The sequence below is a fragment of the Allobosea spartocytisi genome, assembly GCF_014764685.1.
Taxonomy (GTDB): Bacteria; Pseudomonadota; Alphaproteobacteria; order Rhizobiales; family Beijerinckiaceae; genus Allobosea; species Allobosea spartocytisi.
Genome location: NZ_JACXWY010000063.1, coordinates 1 through 809, shown reverse-complemented (window position 1 = coordinate 809; position 809 = coordinate 1). Strand labels below are relative to the sequence as shown.

Here is an 809-nt window from a genome sequence, read left to right as displayed (position 1 = left end):
AGCGCCTCTCGGCCACGGTCGCGACGATCCAGACGACCTCGGCCGATGTCGGGCTCGCCGCCCGCGAGATCAACATGGGCGCCGACGATCTCTCCAAGCGCACCGAGGAGCAGGCCTCCTCGCTGGAAGAGACCGCCGCGACGACCGAGGAGCTCGCCGCGTCCGTCAAGGCCTCGGCCCAGGCCTCGAAGGATGCCGCCCGCATCGCCGACGAGGCCATGCAGGCGGCCCAGTCGGGCGGCGCCATCGCCGGCCAGGCGGTCGAGGCCATGGCCCGCATCGAGAGCGCCTCGCAGAAGATCTCCGACATCATCCGCGTCATCGACGACATCGCCTTCCAGACCAATCTGCTCGCCCTCAACGCCGCGGTTGAGGCGGCCCGTGCCGGCGAGGCCGGCAAGGGCTTCGCCGTCGTCGCCTCGGAAGTGCGCACGCTCGCCCAGCGCTCGGGCGAGGCGGCCAAGGACATCTCCGGGCTGATCTCCTCCTCCAATGACGAGGTCGGCGCCGGGGTGAAGCTGGTGCGCCAGGCCGGCGACCAGCTGGCGCGCATCCTCGAAGCCTCGCGCAAGGTCGCCGCCACCATCGCCGACATCTCGGCGGCCTCGGGCGAGCAGGCCAATGGCATCGACGAGATGAGCCAGGCGGTGGCGCATCTCGACGAGATGACGCAGGCGAATGCGGCGCTGGCCGAGCAGAGCGCGGCCTCGGCCGGCTCGCTGTCGGGCCGGATCGGCCAGCTCAACGACCTCGTCGCGACCTTCCGCACCGGCCGCGAGGCGGCCGGGCAATCCGCCTCTCCGCAAGCC

General features: G+C 71.9%; 1 protein-coding gene. It reads left to right on the top strand.

What is annotated here, in order from left to right; all coding sequences use genetic code 11:
- The coding region (locus IED13_RS28490) for a methyl-accepting chemotaxis protein (protein ID WP_248312823.1) at positions 1-809 on the top strand (809 nt) is incomplete at both ends.